Source organism: Pseudoalteromonas sp. MMG033, assembly GCF_057197785.1.
This window is the reverse complement of sequence record NZ_CM170070.1, coordinates 3,228,494-3,245,804: the sequence shown is the minus strand read 5'-3', so window position 1 is coordinate 3,245,804 and position 17,311 is coordinate 3,228,494. Positions and strand designations below refer to the sequence as shown.

The 17,311-nt window shown below is 39.6% G+C and carries 16 protein-coding genes; 6 read left to right on the top strand and 10 right to left on the bottom strand.

Annotation, left to right across the window (positions count from 1 at the left end):
- Positions 1-81: 81 nt before the first annotated feature.
- Genes AC2CZC_RS14150 through AC2CZC_RS14135 form a run of 4 tightly spaced genes read right to left on the bottom strand, consistent with a single transcriptional unit; the run spans position 82 to position 6,829 of the window.
- A complete protein-coding gene (locus AC2CZC_RS14150; RefSeq protein WP_484584889.1) occupies positions 82-1,287 on the bottom strand; it encodes a Wadjet anti-phage system protein JetD domain-containing protein in 1,206 nt (401 codons plus the stop codon).
- 1 nt (position 1,288) lies between these two features.
- Positions 1,289-4,759 (bottom strand): SbcC/MukB-like Walker B domain-containing protein, encoded by a 3,471-nt coding sequence (locus AC2CZC_RS14145; protein ID WP_484582268.1) that lies wholly within the window; start codon positions 4,757-4,759, stop codon positions 1,289-1,291.
- Positions 4,752-5,399, bottom strand: coding sequence for a DUF4194 domain-containing protein (locus AC2CZC_RS14140; RefSeq protein WP_484582267.1), 648 nt, complete (start codon positions 5,397-5,399; stop codon positions 4,752-4,754). The genes AC2CZC_RS14145 and AC2CZC_RS14140 overlap by 8 nt, the downstream gene beginning before the upstream one ends.
- Before the next feature lie 2 nt (positions 5,400-5,401).
- Positions 5,402-6,829 (bottom strand): Wadjet anti-phage system protein JetA family protein, encoded by a 1,428-nt coding sequence (locus AC2CZC_RS14135; protein WP_484582266.1) that lies wholly within the window; start codon positions 6,827-6,829, stop codon positions 5,402-5,404.
- A 103-nt stretch (positions 6,830-6,932) separates the two neighbouring features.
- Here AC2CZC_RS14135 and AC2CZC_RS14130 point away from each other — a divergent pair, with 103 nt between their 5' ends.
- The 3 genes from AC2CZC_RS14130 to AC2CZC_RS14120 all read left to right on the top strand — a co-directional run bounded on the left by AC2CZC_RS14130 (position 6,933) and on the right by AC2CZC_RS14120 (position 9,802).
- Positions 6,933-7,832, top strand: a complete 900-nt coding sequence (locus AC2CZC_RS14130; RefSeq protein ID WP_484582265.1) for a BrxR family helix-turn-helix transcriptional regulator — start codon at positions 6,933-6,935, stop codon at positions 7,830-7,832.
- Between the two features lie 60 nt (positions 7,833-7,892).
- Positions 7,893-8,918, top strand: coding sequence for a hypothetical protein (locus AC2CZC_RS14125; RefSeq protein WP_484582264.1), 1,026 nt, complete (start codon positions 7,893-7,895; stop codon positions 8,916-8,918).
- Positions 8,919-9,130: 212 nt separating this feature from the next.
- Complete coding sequence (locus tag AC2CZC_RS14120; RefSeq protein ID WP_484582263.1) at positions 9,131-9,802, top strand: substrate binding domain-containing protein; 672 nt, start codon at positions 9,131-9,133, stop codon at positions 9,800-9,802.
- Here the strand turns inward: AC2CZC_RS14120 and AC2CZC_RS14115 are convergent.
- Positions 9,799-10,719 carry a hydrogen peroxide-inducible genes activator gene (locus AC2CZC_RS14115; RefSeq protein WP_211036855.1) on the bottom strand — a complete coding sequence of 307 codons (921 nt, stop codon included), beginning with the start codon at positions 10,717-10,719 and terminating at the stop codon, positions 9,799-9,801. The genes AC2CZC_RS14120 and AC2CZC_RS14115 overlap by 4 nt on opposite strands.
- 297 nt (positions 10,720-11,016) lie before the next feature.
- Here AC2CZC_RS14115 and katG point away from each other — a divergent pair, with 297 nt between their 5' ends.
- Positions 11,017-13,230, top strand: a complete 2,214-nt coding sequence (gene katG / locus AC2CZC_RS14110; protein WP_484582262.1) for a catalase/peroxidase HPI — start codon at positions 11,017-11,019, stop codon at positions 13,228-13,230.
- A gap of 63 nt (positions 13,231-13,293) precedes the next feature.
- Here the strand turns inward: katG and AC2CZC_RS14105 are convergent, their stop codons facing one another.
- Entirely contained in the window at positions 13,294-13,797 is a 504-nt protein-coding gene (locus AC2CZC_RS14105) for an RNA methyltransferase (RefSeq protein WP_063362394.1), read from the bottom strand.
- 387 nt (positions 13,798-14,184) lie between these two features.
- Between AC2CZC_RS14105 and AC2CZC_RS14100 the strand changes: the two genes are divergently transcribed.
- Together AC2CZC_RS14100 and AC2CZC_RS14095 are read left to right on the top strand one after the other, a co-directional pair.
- A complete protein-coding gene (locus AC2CZC_RS14100) occupies positions 14,185-14,352 on the top strand; it encodes a hypothetical protein (protein ID WP_484582261.1) in 168 nt (55 codons plus the stop codon).
- 263 nt (positions 14,353-14,615) lie between these two features.
- A complete protein-coding gene (locus tag AC2CZC_RS14095) occupies positions 14,616-14,780 on the top strand; it encodes a hypothetical protein (RefSeq protein WP_155731824.1) in 165 nt (54 codons plus the stop codon).
- A 148-nt stretch (positions 14,781-14,928) separates the two neighbouring features.
- On the opposite strand, the gene AC2CZC_RS14090 is transcribed toward AC2CZC_RS14095, so the two are convergent.
- Genes AC2CZC_RS14090 through AC2CZC_RS14075 form a run of 4 tightly spaced genes read right to left on the bottom strand, consistent with a single transcriptional unit; the run spans position 14,929 to position 17,051 of the window.
- A complete protein-coding gene (locus tag AC2CZC_RS14090; protein WP_484582260.1) occupies positions 14,929-15,435 on the bottom strand; it encodes a GNAT family N-acetyltransferase in 507 nt (168 codons plus the stop codon).
- 41 nt (positions 15,436-15,476) lie between these two features.
- Positions 15,477-15,923, bottom strand: coding sequence for a methyltransferase family protein (locus AC2CZC_RS14085; RefSeq protein ID WP_484582259.1), 447 nt, complete (start codon positions 15,921-15,923; stop codon positions 15,477-15,479).
- 58 nt (positions 15,924-15,981) lie between these two features.
- A complete protein-coding gene (locus tag AC2CZC_RS14080) occupies positions 15,982-16,584 on the bottom strand; it encodes a Crp/Fnr family transcriptional regulator (RefSeq protein ID WP_484582258.1) in 603 nt (200 codons plus the stop codon).
- Entirely contained in the window at positions 16,581-17,051 is a 471-nt protein-coding gene (locus AC2CZC_RS14075; protein WP_196760590.1) for a GNAT family N-acetyltransferase, read from the bottom strand. Before AC2CZC_RS14075 ends, AC2CZC_RS14080 begins: the two co-directional genes overlap by 4 nt.
- Positions 17,052-17,311 lie beyond the last annotated feature (260 nt).

The following is a 17,311-nucleotide window of genomic DNA, read 5'->3' as shown; positions in this document are numbered from 1 at the left end:
TAGCAAAAGCGATTGATGCTTTTATTGCCCCGAGCTTTTTATGCTAGGGGCTATGTTAAAACGATGCTGCAGTAGAGCTGGCTAGCTAACAGCTTTGATTATTAACGACTCCTGTTCTACCCAAGGTATATCGGTTATGTCTGATGAACTCAGCACGTTTCTTAGTTCACCAATAGGACCTCTATTTACTCTGTCTAAGCACTTAATTAGCTTTTCTTTGTTGAGATATTTTTCTGATGTACCAGTAAATTCAAGCGGATTCATCATATAAGGGGTAACACTTCGTTCAAAAAGCGAGGACATAAACGCCAGAATATTATATCCACCGATATCAATATCCCCCCAATGAAATAACGGTGTATTGGGCGGTAAAAGGCCTTCTATTTTAGTGTATAAAGACTGCCAGGTTCTTGAGGGAAAACCATTAGTATAAAATATCAAACCGTTATCATTAACTTCTCTGCAGTAACGTTCAAAGGTAGTTTGGTTTTCTATAAAAAGGACGTAACTAGGGGGCTTAGAGATGGCAACATTAACAATACCATCGGGTGAGATACCGATATTTGGCCAGCAATAGGTCGTATCCATTTTACCAGTTCGAAATTGGATTGAAACCCCCCCTTTAAGCCTGAATAAAGGCGGAAAACGTGATACACCAAGATAAGCAAGTACCTCGACTGGATCTAATTCCTGAACTTCCTTTGGCAACTGCTTTTTCATTAACGATTTAACTTTAGAAGCCAACTTTTCTAATCGTTTAGAGTCACTAAAAAGCTGAACACTAACAGTCCGTATATCAAGCGCAACAAGTTGCGAGTTATTGGTCGACTCAGCCCAAGCGATAAAAGTGCAGACATCTTTTATTTTATGATGATCGCCCGTACTAAAATGATACGGTTTTTTTCCTTGCTGCCAGCCTTGTTGTATTTCAGTAAGAATTTCCGAAAGCCAAGGAGGGCTGGAGTCTTTAATTGTGTCGACAGCCGCTATTGCCACGGCGGTATTTTCTGAGTGTATGGGAATGTGAAGCAAATGACACAGCTGACGTACATCGCTAAGCACGATACTTTCAATTAAATCTTCTTCGCCAAATGCTTTTGCTGCATAGTTCAATCGAATCGCGCCAGTTTGACGGCCTATAAGTTCTAGCTGTTCATGGCACTTTAAGCGCTCACTAATGGTCAATAAATGATAAAAATCATACCTTTTTTTCGTGATATTAAATTTCTGTTGTTCAACTAATTCACTTGGCTTATTACAAGCTTTAAGCAATTTTTCAAGAAGCACATTAGCCAATTTGTGCTACTCCAAATTCCATTTCAACTTCTTTAATTAATGCAGATAGAACCTCAGGGTTGACGCTATGGTCGTCACTTTCCAGTAGTTCCTTTCCATCATCTTTGTATGTGTGGTGGTCAATATATACCTGATCACCGTTTCTTAAAATTGTGTAGGTTTTGTCAACATAAGGGCCAGTTTTAATTTCACTTTCTGGTGGTGCCGCAATGATGACTTGTAATCCAATATCTCTGAAAAATGACAATGCAGCTTTAGCGTTGTTACCATCCATTTTGGAAAAGGCTTCATCAAACACGGCAATTGCAGCGCCACCCTCCACATGATCACCAAACTTTTGAATTTTATAGGCTGTCATAAAAGATGCGCCTAATGCTACATAAAATGGTGCTTGTTTTTCACCGCCTGAGCCCGTTTTTAATAATTCGCTGAATTTTCGTTTTGTATCAGTATTGATATCTTTTGACTGTATGTCGTAGTTAAAGAAATTTCGATAATCTGAAATCTCTCTTAAGCGACCTTCTAATAGTAGATTTTCAATAATATTAACAGCAGGATCATCTATTTTTTCATCAAATAGCGTACCAACGCTTTCGATGTCTAGATCTGAGGTATCAGTCACGTAATCGTAAATCATTTTTAATGAATCAATACTAGTAGCAGGGAAAAGGAATTGGTAAACATTATTGTTAAACGTTAGTTCTGATAACTGTTCATTTAAGAGTGTAAATGTTTGTTTTATCTGCTGAAAGCTTTCTTTCAAATTTGCCACGACTTCTGCTCGGAAGTTTTTCAGCATAGTCTCCCTAGCCTGTTTTGAATCAACTACATATTTTGCTAATTCTGTCTTTTCAATTCTATCTATATGGCCCTGACACCTGTCTGCTGCTTGCAGTGGTTGTGATTGATTTAATGCAGCAAGTTCTTTTTTATCATCAGGCTCAAAATTGGAGCAATACTCGGTGAGTGATTCACCAGCATTTCTCAATGCACTTTGAGCAGCTTTTTGTGCCTCTTCAGCTTTTAACCTCGCTTGTTCAGCAAGCTGAGTATAATTTTCTTCTAGTAATTCACAAAGCGCTTCCAGCTTGTCATTGGCTAAATCAAAAGAAAACTGTTGCGCAGCTTCAAATTCTTTTCGTTTACCAGCGTGGCCTTCATACTCTGATGAAAGTGAAGTGATCGCAGTTGCATAACGTTCAAGGTTCTCTTTTTGAACTCCTATATCAACCTTAAGAGCATTTAATTTGTTGTTCTCATCGTTAAATGCTTTTTCTGCTTGTTGTGATTTATTTTCCAACTGATCACCGCTATCACCGCCAAGCTGAGATAAAGCTTGATTAACTTCCTGGATAATTGCATCAAATTCATTGAACTGATTGAGTGCTTTTGGCAAAGTAGTACCGCTATTAATTGCGGTAGTTATACTTGGTATAAACTCATTAACTAAGGATTTAAACAAGAGATCCTTATTTTGGGCCTCAGCCAGTAGTGTAGCTATTAATTGCATTTTTTCTTGTAACGCTAATGCATGCTTTTTTCTGGCTTCGATACCTAGCATAATAGTATCAATCGGCTTACCGCCACCACTGATAGCACCATTACCGGCAATCATTCCATCTCGACTTATAGCACGTTTTTCATGGCGCAACTCATCTTCAGTTTCAACCAGTTTTACGTTATGTAATAAACCTCGCAAGAACTTTAATGCCACAGTGTTGTCTGATTCGATTAGACTTGCAGCACTATCAGAATCAGGGATTCCTTCAAACCCAAAACCTTTATCAGGGTTAATCAATTTAACTTGGCGAATGTGTTTATGCCTGTTTTTTTCTTGGCGATATAATTTAAGAGCATGGCTATAATCTTGGGCACTAATAACTAGTGCTTCCCGATTACTTCTAAGGAAACTCTCTATACTTACTTGCCACTCTTCATCATTAATGCTTGCGAGATCGCAGACGGGTTTTGCATCTATTCCATGACTTTTTAAAAGGTCTATCACATAAGTGGTTGACTTATTAAAACGGACCTTCCCTTGTTTAGAAGTGTCAATTACAGCTTTAAGCTCTTCAAATTCTTCAGTTAACGCCTTAGTTTTTTGTTGAGAATTTAGCGACTCGTCCTGAAATTTTGATGACAGCTCTTTTAGTTTGTTAAGTTCAAAAAGAGTAAGCTCTATTTTTTCTAATGATAAATACCAAGGGGATACTAGAAGATCATTACCAATAATAGCTTTCAAATTAGATTGTATTTTTTTCGTCGCTTCACCTAACGTAGTATCTTCAAATTCTGGCAAGACAAACTCTGTGAGCTGCCTAACTTGATCATTTGATTGAGATAACACGAGTTTATTCGAATCACGTAACTGAGTATTACCGGTTAATTTTTCAGTTAAGTTTTGTTTTTCTTGATATGTATTAGATCCAAGCCAAGCTGATTCAGCTTTCTTTGCTAGTTCTTTTAGCCTACCAACTTCTTCTTCAAGATCTGCATGTTTCTTTTGGTTAACATCAAATTTTAACTGTAATTTTTCAGCTTCGTCTTGCTTCCTATTTAACCTGTCATCTGTAGCTAAACATACAGCTTCGAGCTCACACCATTGAAAAGCTAAAGCACTTTCGTGTTTTTGTTTATAGCGGTTGTATGAATTAACAACTTTTTGTAACAAAGAAAGTTTTGCTTCTGTATTGGCTATAAGCTCTTCAATTTTCTGGTATTCGCTATAATCATTTTCAATTCGATCAACATCGATAGTTCGTTTTGGCAGAATATAATTCCAGATAAAGTCGTTAATACTTTTTTCTTCTTTGAACGCTATTCCATTTTTAAAAGCTTGTAACATCATATTAGAAGCGATTTGTTGGTTAGCGCCTGAACCAGACATTAGTTCACAATATTGTCTTCGATAATCGGATGCATTATTAGGGAACGAAATGTTAGCTTGCATAACCTGTATACGCTTTTGCATAGTTGACCAGGGGACAATAGTGTTATTACCATCCATAAAGTCCATACAACTAAGATCTTGGCCATCAATAATAAAGCGTTCTTTTTTAACTTTCTTATCACCACTTCTTGCAAATAGAGAAAGACCAAAGCTGTAATAAGAGTTGTCAGGCCGTTGAAATGTCACGGACAGATAACAATTAGATATTTTCCGAGGCTGCACCGCTCTCATCCCACCAGACTCGGCTACTACACCAAGTACATATGAAAGTATGGAACGTCCAGATTGTTTATTGTCGCCACTAGCTGCGTTAAGCGCTATTTTAGTTTCGTCTCCCCCTGCAAAAATGGTTTGTAATGCATCTGCAAGTGAACTTTTTCCTGCGCCATTAACGCCTTTAAAAAGTGCAACATCGACATCAATAGCAATATCTTCATAATCAAATAAATACCAATTAACCAAAGTCACTCTGACAAGGCGGTGCATATTCGTTGATTGTTTAGTTTTACTCATAAGTAGCCTCGGCAGTTTCTGTCATTTTTATTTCTTCTGTTAGCTCTACAGATCGTTCACCTTTGTCGTCAGTAAAGCGCTCTAGGAGGGAAATATATTGTTCTGATAGAATTACTTTGATTGTTGGCAACACCACTATTGTCGGTAGCTCTGATGCTTCATCTTTTTCCCCCAGTGAAATAAGCCCACTTTTTTCAAGCGAGTTAAGTGCTTCTTTGGTATCAGAAATTTTGGGCTTTTCTTTACCTGTAAGCTCTATGTAATTATCAATCAATAAGGAAGGTGAAGGTTTAGCTTTGCCATTCTCAATGCAAGCTTTACGAGCTTCAGTATCATAAAGTTTTGCCAGAATTAACAAAAATAGGGTGTCGAGTTGCTTCATTTTTCCACGATGATATTTAGGAATAACACCGCAATAACCAAAATTATTATCTAAAACAAATTCATCGCCAAAAGCACCAAATAAACTAGAAAAATACTCTTTGTACTTAAGGACTAGGTTATAGTTAGTCCTTTGTCCGTGGCCGTCATACCAAATAAACTGTTTACGTCTGATTTGCGCAGCTGCTTGGTAAAAATCATCTTCATCAAGATGCTCATTCTCTGGTTTATCCAATAAAATTCTTAAATCTCTTAGCATATTTATACCTTGGCATGGCTTGGTTGAATGCGTCGTTCTATGATCATTTTGGGCGCAACAATAAATGAGTTTTCTGTATATTCGTTCTGCACGGGCTTACATTTATATATTTTCACTAATTGACTATATGGGCTACCTGGAGGTACAGCGTCATGGAGTAAATCTCGCATTTGCAAAAAGGCAATGAGATCATCTAAGTTATTAACTTCAATTTCGTCAGTGGTGATACGCTGCTTGTTACCAAGCGCTTTCTCAATGAGGTGTAATATTCTTCTTGGTGAAGGAGCTCTTCGTTTGATATAGGCATCGACAGAGCGACTTCGCGCTATATCTTCAATATTTGGTTGTTGTTTTTGAACTAATGTAGGCTCAGCTGGTGCTTGTAAAGCTCTTGGCTGATACAGCCTAGAATCTGTAATAAAAAATTCAGTCAATTGATTGCTAGGTATCGTAGAATCACTGGGCAATTTTGCGACTCCACTAATAAGATTATCTAGTTTTTCTCCAAGCTCAGGTGTTACTGTTAGCGCGTATTGCATAGCCTCACGCGTTCGTTTGGTCATTGTGCGTCGATAATGGTCTATTCGCTTGAGGGTTGTATCAATATTTTCAAGGATTTGAACGATGTCGTTGAGTTCTGAATTTAACTGTTCTTCAGATTCAAGTTGCGAGTTGGTTTGGTATTCTTTGTGATGTTTTTCAACAAGTGCTTGCCAAACCTGTTTGTTTTGTTGAATGTCAAAAATCTCACTAATCGTGACTGCTCGGTATCTATAGGGATGAGTTGTTAAATTTAATTTGGAGTAATCTTCTAATAAAATTTTCTTTAGGAAATCTTCAAAAAATGTCTCGAAAAGTTTTTTACCTGTATGCTCTTCACGCATCGTATAAGCAATCTCCTGGCAATTTGCAGCCATCGAGATTAACTCTTTGTAAAATCGGCGAGCGCTTTCGGCGGCAAACTCAATATTAGAAATCCCATTTTGAGGTTCCGACTGGACAGTCCTAATAGCACTATATATTCCCTGGCAAGTTGAACCTAATTTAGCTATAGGGCCTTGTGAAATATTTTCTAAAGCCGAAATAATGCTAGCAGCAACACTTGGCATAAAGGTTTCCCTTCTGTAGCCTTCTCCATCCATTTCTCGAAGCCACCCACACTCCTTTAACCTCCTGTAGATTCTGGCAGCATCATCTGGTTCATCATACACTCGAATCTCTTCATCTTCTTCTTGAAGGTGAATCTCTTGGCCATGCTCTAATAGACTATTACGGATGACTTGTTTTGCTTTTACTGGAGTACATTCTCCGATTTCTGTCTGTTCAACAACCAAATAGCGGTATAAGGCAAATAATGAAATCGAATAGATTTTACTATTTATTGAGGCCAGAGGTTTAAACAAATCGTTATTGATGCTTTCCCAAAACATAGTAGTCAGTCTTCACATTTCCTTTAGATAATGAAACTATAAATGATTAATTTATATGCGTCTAGTTTCTTTACATGTAAAGTTAATTGACGGAGTGTGTTTGGTGTTTAATAATGATGTTGTAATTAACAAACAAGAACTGATTATGTCCAAAAAGTTTGAAGATATTTCTTGGGGGGTTAGAAAACGCCTTCAATTTATTGAGTTTCAATTGCTATTCAAGCGAGAAATAAATTCAAGAACTCTTGTTATGGAGTTTGGTATTTCAAGGCAACAAGCTAGTGGCGATATCAAACTTTATAAGGATCTATACCCAGAAAATTTATTGCCATACAATGCAGTCAACAAATCTTATCGACCAAGTAAATCATTTAGCCCCCATTTTATTAGTGAAAGCTTGACACCTAATTTTAGTGAGTCTTTTGAAGAGCTTTCTGGTAGTAGGTCTATTGAAACCATACCGACGTTAAAGAGAAATCAGATCAGAGGACTACTTCCAAGTATTATGCAAGCTATAGAGTCTGAATCTGATATTCAGGTTATCTATAAATCAGCAAGTTCACCATTTGGCGCAAGAAGAACGCTAAAACCTTGTGGTATTGCCTATGTCGGTAATAGGGCTCATTTGAGAGCTTATTGCTATGACAAGTGCCTGTATCGTGATTTTGTCTTGTCTAGGTTTAGTACAGAGCCTGAATTGATCGCCCCAAGAAAAAATAAAACTGAGCTGCCTATAGACACCATGTGGTATGAGGTTATATCTGTGGTTCTAGTTGCCAACACAAAACTTTGTGAAGACAGTAAGAAACTCATTGTTGGAGAATTTGATCTTGAAAATGCTTCGCCGGTCAATATCAGAAAATCATTACTGCATTACTTTTTTGCTCACAATAATTTACCAATAAATGATGATGATATGCTATTGGCAAAAAATAATCCTTGGGCATTTCCTGTTGTAGTAAAGAACTGGGCTGAATGTCGAGAATATTTATTTATTAACTAGGTAACTAACCTATTAAATATTCCAATTATTATCAAAGTTGAATTCTGATATTTATCCAATATGAATAATACTGACATTCAAATGAGTGGCTATTTTTTACAGCATGGCCCTATGCCTGGTGAACTTTTACATAGTTTTGTAGTTAGAGTTCTATCTAATTATGGCTACATCAAGGAGTGCAAATCTTTTCTGTCAAAAGAAGGGTGGATTAGAGAGCCAAAATTACCTTCAAATTGCAGTTGGTTATTTAATAAAAGCAGGCAACCAGGATTGGTAAACCAATTCGCTGAAATAGTTGGTGAAAAATACAAAGGAAATGTCTTTGATAGTCCTTTAATTCCAGTTGTTAACTTTAAGAGCATTTTCTTAAATGGCAGTACTAAAACACCTCATACTTATGGATGTATTCATATGAAATTTTGCGGTTGTTGTTTTAATGAACAATTAAAGGAGTACGGTTTTCATTATTTCAGATATGATTGGCTTTTAGGTGAACGATGTAAAAAACATGGGAAGCTTTTACGAAAATTTCAACCATGCGACACAACAAGTACTTACAACTTTCTTAAGTCCCCTTTTAAGCAAGGCCTTCTCTCAAATTGTGAAAGAAATGAGCAACAGACATTTGAAGGAGCTTTTATAAAAGATTTTGTTAATTATGAACAAGAAATAAAAATAGCCCCATGTGCTAAACATAAAATTGTTAGGTATTTAGAGAACTTCAGCAGGATGTTTCAAATAGACTTCTACCAAAAGTTTGATGTTGAGACCTATAGGCTATGTTTAAAATTTGACGGTCATTATATACATCAGAGTAAGGCATTAAGAGAGTATGATAAGGTTTTACTTAGATACTACAAAAAAATACAAAGTGACTTACCAAGTTTATATAAATCCATTACCTCCCTCGACTTTCAAGAAGTTCTTTATAGGTATAGTGATGACAAGATTCACAAGTATGAAGCTAGGTTAATAAAAGACAAAGGTAGTTACTGCAATATCTGTAAACGATGTTATGTTCAAGCTGAAAATCATAATTCTAATTTTCGACTTCAGATAGGAGATTATTTAGCATCCGCAAGTTGAAGTAAGGAAAAGCAGAAATTTTCATATTACCCTCAAGAAAGTAATTGCAAGTATACTGAAAAGTTGACCCATATTTGTTAATAATGTACAAACTTTATTGTTCCAAGCTGGAATAGTGTACAAACTTTATTGTTCCAGAACAACTGCTAAACAGACATGCACGGGGCATACATGTCACGCAGGCAGGAGAGCAGTTATATCGGCAATATGCAGTGGATTTACAGACGATTCAAACTCAGCTTACAGAGTTCAAATCACAATCTCAGTTGATCAGCGGGCGACTAAAAGTTTTGGCTCCGAGTAACTTGGCCACAACTGCGCTGGCAGATTTTTGGCCAGAGTTTATGCGCACTTATCCTGATCTACAACTCGATATCCAGACCAGTAATCATATCCAAGATATTGCCGAGCAAGGCGCTGATTGCGCAATTCGCGTTGGTCATTTACCAAGCTCTAGCTTAGTGCAAAAACGCCTTGGCACCATAGAGAGTAAACTGGTTGCTGCACCTGAATACCCAGATATCACCTGTGTGACTGAATTATCTGAACATACTTTTGCCATTTCGCAGCAGGTCAATAACCTTACACTCTCTCATCCGAAGCAAGGGGACTATAAGGTAACCGTCACACCAACACATTTTTGCAATGACATAGCACTACTTAAAGCCATGGTAAAAAGTGGCCGATGCATCGCATTGCTACCATTGAGTGAAGCATCAAGTTGTTTGCAAAGTGGCGCACTAAAAACAGTCCTGCCACAATGGTCTGGTGTTGAACGTCCGGTATATTTGGTGACAACTTCCCGCAAATATCCCTCACCGAAAGTAAAAGCGTTTGCAGACATACTCAAACAGTTTATGGTGCAACAGCCTTGGGCCAGTTAAATACTGCAATAACTCATTGCGCAATGTTTATCGAGCGCCTGCTCAAACAACTTTTGCAATAGGGTAATATCATTCGTGCGCACGTAATTAGGCCGAACAACCAGTGCGATAGTGCGGTGCGGACCCGGCTCATTGAGGTGTAACGCCACCAGCTCAGACTCGCCTTTTATCAGTTGATCAAGTGCCATTTGCGGCACTAAGGTGGTCCCCATTTTTCCAGCAACCATCTGGATCAGCGTGTGTAAGCTTGTACTATCAAAGGTTGTGTCTTTTTGCTCTTGCGGCAAGTTACATGCACTCAAGGCGTGCTCTTTTAAGCAGTGGCCGTCTTTAAGTAACATCAGTTTGGCAATATCAAATTGGTCGCTGGTGATCTCTTGCAGTCCCGCCCCGCTTTCATCTTTGTGACTAACCCAGTAAAAATCCTCTTTCCAGAAGTTAAACGCCATCAGCCCATCAATTTGATATGGCAAAGCTAAAATAGCGGCATCTAATTCGCCTTGGCGCAGCATATCGGTTAAGACATGAGACTGATCTTCTATGATCTTTAACTTAAAATCAGGGTATTGCTGACGTACATCCGGCAAAACTTTAGGCAGTAAAAATGGGCCAATGGTCGGGATCACACCTATTTTCATCGGTCTGCAAAGCGGCGATTTATCTACTTGTGAAAGCATCATAAACTCATCGACTTCCAGCTTAATTTTGCGCGCCTTATCCAGCAAAACCTTACCTTGCTCAGTCACAAATACATGCTTATTGTTGCGCTCAAAAATCACTGTTCCCAACTGTTTTTCAAGTTCATGTATCGCCGTACTTAAGGTCGATTGAGACACATGACATGCATCCGCCGCCTTTTTAAAGTGCAGTGTTTTTTCTACCGCAAGTGCATAGATGATTTGTTTTATAGAGACCATTAAAACGTTCTTTATTATTGATTGTTTTTTCTATTTTAATCAATTGCACGTTAAGTGCACCCGCACAACTGTTCGTATTTTCGCCACTACTTACTCTGCGTTTAGTTTAACTGTGAATAAAGATAATAAATTCAATGTTATACACATTTTTTGATGTGCTTTTATTATACATTCTAAAAAACTGATAATTATCATTAAATTATTCAATTTTTCATTTAACACCCGTCTACTTAGGCTCTAAAAGGTCACCACTCAGACAGCATTGAGCTGATTAAAGTAACCCTATTGGAGTAAATTATGCGTACTCAACTGATGACGTTAGCCTCGGGCATCGCACTGGCACTGTCTAGTACAGCGATTGCAGCGCCCAGTGCAACCCAAATTAAAACCAACCAGTTCTGGTGGCCAGAGCAATTAGATCTCAGCCCGCTTAGACAACATGACATAAACTCAAACCCCTATGGTAAAAACTTTGACTACAGAGCCGAGTTTGTAAAACTCGATTTAGCACAAGTTAAAGCCGACATTGAAAAGACCCTCACTGACTCTCAAGACTGGTGGCCGGCAGATTGGGGACACTACGGGCCTCTGATGATCCGTATGGCATGGCACAGCGCAGGCGTTTACCGCGTTCACGACGGTAGAGGCGGTGCTGCTGGCGGTCAGCAGCGCTTCAACCCGCTCAACAGTTGGCCTGATAATGCCAATTTAGATAAAGCTCGACGCTTATTGTGGCCTGTTAAGCAAAAATACGGCAAGCAGCTATCTTGGGCTGACTTAATGGTATTGGCGGGCAATGTGTCATTAGAGTCTATGGGCTTTGAAACCTTCGGTTTTGCCGGTGGTAGAAGCGATGACTGGGAACCTGATCTCGTCTATTGGGGTCCAGAAACCACATTTTTAGCCGACAAACGACGCGATAAAAAAGGCAAACTCAAAGGCCCATTGGCGGCGGTTGAAATGGGCCTTATCTATGTCAATCCAGAAGGCCCACATGGCAAGCCAGATCCCTTATTGGCAGCCGACGACATTCGCCTTTCGTTTGGTCGTATGGCTATGAATGACGAAGAAATCGTTGCGCTCATCGCAGGTGGCCACACCTTCGGAAAAGCGCATGGTGCGAAAAAACCGGGAAACTGTGTTGGTAAGGAGCCTGCCGCTGCGCCAACTGAACAGCAGGGCTTTGGCTGGAAAAACAAATGCGGCACTGGCAAAGGCGCAGATACCAGTACCAGTGGCTTAGAAGGAGCGTGGACAGTCACACCAACTCGCTGGTCAACAAACTACTTAGACAATCTAATGAATTTTAATTGGGTGCAAACCAAAAGCCCTGCTGGCGCAATACAATGGATCCCAGATAATCCAGCTGCCGCCAATTTAGTACCTGACGCACATATCAAAGGGAAACGCAGTGCCCCGATTATGTTTACCACTGACCTTGCCCTCAAAGAAGACCCTGCGTTTCGTAAAATTGTAGAGCGATTCCGCGCAGATCCTAAAGAGTACGAACTGGCATTTGCCAAGGCTTGGTTTAAGCTCACGCACAGAGATATGGGGCCAAGAGCACGCTACCTTGGCAATGAAATACCAAGCGAAGTACTGACATGGCAAGACCCTATTCCTGAACATAACGGTAAAAAAATCACGCAAAGTGACATCAAGACACTACAGGTTGCAATCAAGCGCACAGGCCTCAATAACGCTGATTTAATTGAAACTGCATGGGCAGCCGCATCAAGTCACCGTGTCACAGATATGCGGGGCGGCGCAAATGGCGCGCGGATCCGACTCGCTCCACAAAATAACTGGACGGTCAATAATCCGCACCAGCTCAAACAAGTGCTCGCACAGCTTGAGCAAGTTAAAACGCAATTTAACCAACGCTCAAAACGCCAAGTATCTCTGGCCGATGTCATTGTACTTGCTGGTAAAACTGGTATTGAAGGCGCACTTAGAAATGCAAATATGCCAAAAACAGTGCCATTTAGCCCAGGGCGTACCGATGCCTCTCAGGCACAAACCGACGTTAAATCATTCAGCTTTTTAGAGCCTAAAGCCGACGCGTTTAGAAACTATTACCATGACTCTGCCTTTATGTCGCCAACAAAAATGTTGGTAGATAAGGCAAACATGCTTGGGCTATCGGTTCCTGAGATGACGGTACTACTTGGCGGTATGCGTGTGCTGGAAACAAATACGGATAACTCAAACACTGGCGTACTGACGCATACTCCGGGTAGCTTAGACAATGCCTTTTTTGTCAACTTGCTCGATATGCGCACGCAGTGGAAAAAGTCAGACACACAGCCGGGTATGTACTTGGGTTATGACCGAAAGACCGGAAAACAGCAATGGCAAGCAAGCGCGGTTGACCTTATTTTTGGCTCAAATTCGGAGCTCAGAGCCATAGCAGAAGTGTATGCATCCGATGATGCTAAGCAAAAGTTTGCCGATGACTTTATTAAAGTCTGGGTCAAAGTGATGCGCTTAGACCGCTTTGACTTAATGTAAAACACAAAAGCCGCGTTTAATCGCGGCTTTCTCTCATCCGAATGTCATCACCCTCTGGGCGCTCTAACCAACAATTAAACGATTATTAGTATCTCGGCTTGTTAAAATCTGCGCCGCATCAAAATTAGTCGCACGCTTGGCCATACGATCGTATAAAAGTACATTCACGGTGGCAGCCAAATTCATACATCCAGTTGTCGGCACGTATACAACCGCATCAGCAGCATCGACAATATCTTGTGGCAAACTGCCATCCTCAGGACCAAACACATACAGCGCGTTCTCAGGATGAGCAAAATGCGGTAATGGCGTCGCGCCTTCTACCAGTTCAACGCACACCAAAGCACGCCCTGATACTTTTAAGCTCACTAGGTCATCGACTTGTTGAATTGGGATATTCTCAGCTACATTTTTTGTGTCTGTGTGATATTTTGCAGCTTTTGCGTAGCGGTTACCGTTAAAATACACCGCCTGTGCGCCATAGCACCCAGCAGCACGTAACACACCACCAACATTGGTTGGCGACTTAGGGTTCACCAAGCCTATCGCTGCAAATGTTTCACTCATACTATTCACTCTTAATGTATAGGCAGTACAACTACCAAAAAATTCGACGGGCGATTGTACCATGTGCGAAATTTTGTGCCAGTCAGATGAAAAACGTCAATTTACGTAAATTGGCAATAATTTGTAACATTTACGATTCCATCAACTCTCGCCAACACGTCTAAGAACTTATTGGTTTTTCAACGAGAAACAAAGCATATAAAACAAATAATTAAATCATGCCATAAAAACATCAGTTAACCCTCATAAAACATCAACTAAGGCCAACCATCACAACGTTGTTCATCGACAAATATGAATGTAACAGTTCATGTATTTGCATTGAATTTGCATTCGAGATTGACTAATTTTGAAAAGGTACAATTCAGTACAGTTAAGGAGATAACAATGAAATTAACAATCAAAAAAAGTAAAATTAAGAACCTTTCTAGCAAGCCTGCTTTAGGACTAGAAGCAACGCCGCACGTTGCTGGTGGTATGAATCAAGTAGAGACGCGCGAACCATGTCGCTCAATCTGGGCATGCACTCACCCACAGGCGTGTCTCCCAGGTTAATCAAAATGCCTGAATTTGCGGCCACAAATTCAGTATTGTTGGCGACCTTTGAGCTCAGGGTCGCCTCAATTCATTAAACGCCTCACTCGACAAGCGTGATGGCTGTTTGCATCAAAGATAATGTTAAGGAAAATACAAAATTCAACAGACAATCCAAAGGTAATCAAAAGCTAACCTAAAGTTTTTCCTTGTCAGTATTTGCTAGGTTAAGAGTTGCCAATAAAAGGTGAACCTTACATCCAGTTAAATAAAGGAAATTAATCATGAAGCTGAAAATGAAGAAAAGTAAAATTAAAAACCTTATTCATACACAAATCGTCGATAGCAACTTAACACCCAATGTTGCTGGTGGCATGCCCGTCATAGAAACTCGCTCTGCTTGCAAGTCTAACTTTGCATGTACCGGAGGCTCTGCCTGCTTGAGTTAAAAAAGCCTTATCTTTATCCTTGTTTTTTGACCCACAAACGGCTTTACAGGCCGTTTTTTCATGCGTTTCCAGCTGTTTTTGAACTTTGAATGTTCTCATCAAACAAGGAGCAATAAAACCCATTTAGCAGTGATAAGTGTGAGGTCTATTATCGCTTAAGTACATAAACATGTTCGTCGAATCTCATTCCTTGATGCAAAGCTGTATTTTGCGTTATCTGGTTTAAGCCAAACCCCGCTTTTTCCATCACTCTGATTGACGCTATGTTGGGCGCCGAAACGGGATTGAATAATGATGTTACCTGAGTTTGCTTAAACACTTTATCAATGAAAAGCGCCACAGCCTGAGTGCCAATGCCTTTGCCCCAAAACTCCTTAGCGAGCCAATATCCCAGCTCAGCACTCTGCTCTGGTACAGCTTTATCGGGTAAATAAGACCCAATCACACCACAAAATTGACCGTGTGATTCAATCGCATAATTCAGTGCATTTTGACGACATCCAATATCCAACCACCACTTTGCATCTTGCAAAGTGTAAGGCGCGGGCAGTCTATCAGACAAATATCGAGTCACCTCAGAGTCATTTAAATAGTTAACTAAATACACATCGTCTGATGGCTTAAGTGTTCTCAATGTTACATCTTGATTCATCATATTTAGGGGTACTACTTAGCCCCCTTTCCTCTATTTATTCATTATATCCAGCGTCTCACTTGGCAACAGTATTGCGCATACTCTAAACCAAACTTCTGTCGCATTGCCCGCTCTTCAAAACGGATATACCAACGATCAGTAATGACAATAAATCCGAGCCAGCATACTAAACTGACAATTCCAGCTCCAAATAATACCGCAGCCCCGAGCAAAGAGACCGCAAAACCCAAATACATAGGGTTGCGGGAGAATTTAAACGCGCCGTGAGTAACTAGCTTCCCCGGTTCCGAAAAAGTCATCACGTTAGTACCAACATGGACAAAGAGTTTTTTAGCACCTGCTGCCAGTAGCAATCCAGTTATCAAAAAGGGCAAACCCACCAAGTTATAGGGATAAACTATAAGATGGTTCACATCTAAGGACCAACACAATAAAGCCATGCTGATCAAGGTGATAAGATATAAAAATGGTGGCAAGAGTTTTTGCATTTATTCGCTCCTCAAATAAAAAATGACTTTACTGAGTGCGTGATATCTTTACCTTAACTTATGTTAAGCCCATTTTTTTGCGTATACGAGATAAGCTCACATCGGTGATACCCAAGTACATAGCGATTTGATTCAGCGCGATTAACTCACTGTCTTTACCAAACTCATCTAGAAATTGCTCATATCTTTGCTGTGCATCAAGCAGTAACAAGCTGGCCTCTCGCCTTTCTTTTTTCAATGCTAATCGTTCATACAGCCTTCGAACAAAAGTACTCCACTGGCTGTTTTGCTCAGCAAATCTAATCAAATCCTGATAAGAAATTGAGGCTATTTCACACTCACTTAATGCTTGAGCAGAAAAAGGACTCGGAGAGTGCGCTATCAATGAACCAATACTGGTAAAAGCACCACCGGGTTTAACCAACGACTTATTAAACTCTTTGCCATCAATATCGATATAGTAATAACGTCCAAAGCCTGAGAGTAAAAAGTGCACGTCTTTAACAATGTCCTGACTTACAAAAATATGTGATTTTGGCTGGTAAGTTTTAAACTCAAATACATCAATGCAAGCTGTGACTTCTCTTTCATCAAAAGGGGCTACCCCCCTTAGAAAATGTAATAAACGCGCTTTATTTTCGAAACTATCTTTATTACTCATGAAGCACTTCGTTTAATAAAATCAGTGTTATGTTTTACAAATAGCAATGTCGTCTGGTCATAAATCTCATTACACCAATGATGCTTACTGAGCACCAGATCTGGTACTTCAGCCACACTATCTGAGACGGGTTCAAAACCAAACTTTTCATAAAACGCAGCGAGATGTTCAAATGGCAAGCAATATACCTGTCGATATTGTGCTGTGTTTTCTACTAAAAAGGTGACTAACTTAGCTGCAATCCCTATTCCTCTAAAATCGGAGCTGACATAGATACCACCAAGCTCTGCATCATAGTCGGTGATTTTTTGAATACGACCTAATCCAACTTTTTGCCCGTCAATTAAGGCTATGGCGACTAGATCCGTTTCGAAGCTTGATAGCTTAAACCCCACGCGTTGATACTGCTCATTGACCCAGTGGATCTCTTCATCATTTGCTTTTCTTATCGTTATATTGATGTCCACAGTATGTTTGCTCCTAAAACAAAAACATCTCCATGATTGAATAACATACACCTTACTTAAATACCAGTGTTCTGTCGTGACATCTTTACTGTTACTGTGCTTTGGTTCTTTTATTATGCTGTCTAAAATTAAAAAAGTGCATTTATTTACATATAAAACCTCACCTCTCACAGGGAAGTCAAGCCTACCAAATTTCAACACAACCAATTGTTATTAAATGCTTAATTCAACTATTCTTAGCTAAGTTGTGACACCACATT